Source organism: Massilimicrobiota sp. An134 (assembly GCF_002160815.1).
In the GTDB taxonomy this organism is placed as follows: domain Bacteria; phylum Bacillota_I; class Bacilli_A; order Erysipelotrichales; family Coprobacillaceae; genus Allocoprobacillus; species Allocoprobacillus merdigallinarum.
Genome location: NZ_NFLH01000068.1, coordinates 1 through 2933 on the forward strand (window position 1 = coordinate 1; position 2933 = coordinate 2933).

At 34.1% G+C, this 2933-nt stretch carries 3 protein-coding genes; 1 reads left to right on the plus strand and 2 read right to left on the minus strand.

Annotation, left to right across the window (positions count from 1 at the left end):
• Positions 1-1076, plus strand: a 1076-nt coding sequence (locus B5E79_RS13160; RefSeq protein ID WP_087298350.1) for a transposase, incomplete at its 5' end; no start/stop codon positions are given.
• Positions 1077-1162: 86 nt separating this feature from the next.
• Here the strand turns inward: B5E79_RS13160 and B5E79_RS13165 are convergent.
• Together B5E79_RS13165 and B5E79_RS13170 are read right to left on the minus strand one after the other, a co-directional pair.
• Positions 1163-2371 (minus strand): Nramp family divalent metal transporter, encoded by a 1209-nt coding sequence (locus tag B5E79_RS13165; RefSeq protein ID WP_087298351.1) that lies wholly within the window; start codon positions 2369-2371, stop codon positions 1163-1165.
• The gene (locus B5E79_RS13170; protein ID WP_087298352.1) at positions 2371-2781 is read right to left on the minus strand and encodes a peptide deformylase; all 411 of its coding nucleotides are present in this window, start codon (positions 2779-2781) and stop codon (positions 2371-2373) included. Before B5E79_RS13170 ends, B5E79_RS13165 begins: the two co-directional genes overlap by 1 nt.
• Between the last annotated feature and the right edge of the window lie 152 nt (positions 2782-2933).

A 2933-nucleotide genomic window follows, 5' to 3' on the forward strand; every position in this document is an offset into this window, starting at 1 on the left:
AAGAAGCCATAGCATATGATTTTGTGGATCTTGATACAGTATTTGGAGATGGAACACATCGAAAAGCCAACGCCAATAGTAGAAAACACGAAAACAAGGTCGTGGAGATCGTCAAGAAACATTATGATGATGAACTTCTGGAAGAAATCAACAAGGATAGAGAAGAACATGGAAAAAAAGCATTAAAGGAAACAAAGGATATAGAGCTTGCATATGATGAAGAAACAGGAGAACTGATTGAAGGAAAAGGGACAAAATCAATAAAGGTAAGCAAGACAGACCCAGAAAGCGGATGCTTCCATAAGGGAGAAAAACAGAAATGCTTTGCATATACAAATCTGACATTCTGTGATAGACATGGATTTGTACTGCATAATACAGTAGCACCAGGCAATCAGCACGATAGTGTTGTTTTTCATGATGCGTATAGAGAGCTACTGAATACCTATGGAGATTCAATACATAACATCAGTCTGGATGCAGGATTCATAACACCTGCAATATGTCGAGAAATCATAGAGGATGGAATCAGACCTTATCTGCCATATAAAAGACCCATGACAAAAAAAGGATTCTTCAAGAAATATGAATATGTCTATGATGAAAAGCTAGATATTTATATATGTCCAAATAATAAGGACTTGAAATATACCACAACAAACAAATCAGGATACAGGGAATACAAATCAAATCCAAAGGATTGTGAAGGATGTCCATTCTTAGAGCAGTGTACACAGAGCAAGAATCACCAGAAGGTCATCACAAGACACGTATGGGAGGAATATAGAGAATTGGCGGATGAAATCAGATATACACCAGAATGGAAGGACATATACCCGTTAAGAAAAGAGACAATAGAAAGAGTCTATGCAGACTGCAAAGAAAAGCATGGATTAAGGTTTACGAGAATAAGAGGACTAAAGAAAAATCAACAGGAATCGTTGATTATTTTTGGCTGCCATAATTTAGGCAAATTGGCGAGAATGAAAAAAAGGAGAGGTCTCATAAATACGACCTCACCGAACAAAAAAGAAAGACATATAAGGAAAATAGTACAAATTTATCAATTTGCATAAAAAATAAAAAGAAGTGGTAGATTTAATAAAAAATTCTACCACTTTGTCAACAGCCTGAAACATGTTATAGAATTTATAACATGTTTTTAAATAATCTTGATAATATTTTGAATACATAAAACAATCGTAATGAACAATACCATAATACCAGCTAAGTTACTTAAAAGATGGTTGCGATATTGTCCAAGTTGGGGATGATTCATACAATACATCAAGAAAATAGCCATAATGGGTAAAATAATAGCATTGGCAACTTGGGCAATCAATATTAATTCAGTTGGTGTTGACTGATTAACAAGAATGAAAAACATTCCACATACAATAACTATAAACCAGATACTACGGAATTGTATAGACTTCATATCTTGATCAATTCCTAAAATACCACATGTGGCATACGCTGTTGCTAGTGGGGCAGTAATCGTTGAAGTCAATCCAGCTGCAAATAATCCAATACTAACTAAATAGCTTGCAAAATTTCCTAAGACTGGCTGCAATGCTAATGATAAATCGTTGGCACTTTCTATCTCAATACCTGCACAATTGGCTGCCGAAACAATCACAATACACATAGATACAATCCCACCTAATCCTATAGACAAAACAGTATCTAATCTGGCATCTTTGAGATCTTCTTTATGCTGCCAACGTTGGGCAGCACTTGAAGAATGTAAAAACAAATTATAAGGAACAACTGTTGTTCCAACAAGGCCAACAACACTTAACCAGTCTACATCATAAAAACTTGGTATAAAACCAGCGATGATTTGTCTCCAATCTGGTTTTGATAAAAAAGTCGTTAAAATAAAAGTAAAAGCCATCACAAAAACCAAAGCTGTTAAAAACTTTTCAATATATTGATAACTTCCAGAAAACAATAAAATCATAGCAATAATTCCCATAACAATAGCAATTGATGAAATAGGGACATGAGGAAGCAATGTTGCTATACCCATAGCACCTCCTGTCATATTACCTGTTTCATAAGCAATATTCCCTACAAAGATAGCCATCACAACAATGACTGATACTATGGCTTTGATTGTGCGAGAAGAAATTTTCTCACGAATGTTTTCACCAAGTCCCATTTTTGTAACAATGCCTAATCTGGCTGCCATTTCCTGAAAAATAATTGTTGCAATTGTCGCAAATAATAACACCCACAATAAAGTATATCCATAACTTGCCCCTGTCGAAGAACAAACTGTGATCGTTCCTGGCCCAATAAAAGCAGCCACAACAATGGCTCCTGGTCCAATATTTTTTAATCTATGTAACCAGTTTTTCTTTTCCATTAGATTAAAATCCCCTGACAATGATCTATTTCATGTTGAATAATCTGGGCTGTTTGTTTATCAAAGGTTTTGATTTTTGGACGAAAGTCCTGATCTAAGTATTTCACTTTTATTTTTTCATAACGTTTTGTTTCTTTCAAACCATCATGACATAGACATCCTTCCTGACAGGTATACAGTGGTTTATGTGTCTGTATCATCTGCGGATTGATCAACACAAGATATTGTTTTCCATCATAGACAACGATAATATTTTTTAATTCACCTATCATATTAGCTGCTATGCCAACACAAGTTTCATGAGCCTGAATGGTATCTAATAAATCCTGAACAACAGGTAAATCTTCCTTTGTGGCATCTATTGATTTTTGTTGTAAAAAAAATTGATCTTTTACGATATCTTTGATCATATGATCGCCTCTTTTCTATTATCTTTATTTTATAAAATTTAACTTCAGTTAAATGTTGGTAATTGATTTTAACTCCATAAAAACGGTGTTAAAGCCCTTTAAAATAAAACATGATATTTTCATCAGTGCTATACTTATATCGAGGTGAAGAT

What these genes read in the sequence shown, in the direction of transcription:
- B5E79_RS13165 (WP_087298351.1), bottom strand. Translation starts at nt 2,371, where the DNA reads ATGGAAAAGAAAAACTGGTTACATAGATTAAAAAATATTGGACCAGGA.
- B5E79_RS13170 (WP_087298352.1), bottom strand. Translation starts at nt 2,781, where the DNA reads ATGATCAAAGATATCGTAAAAGATCAATTTTTTTTACAACAAAAATCA.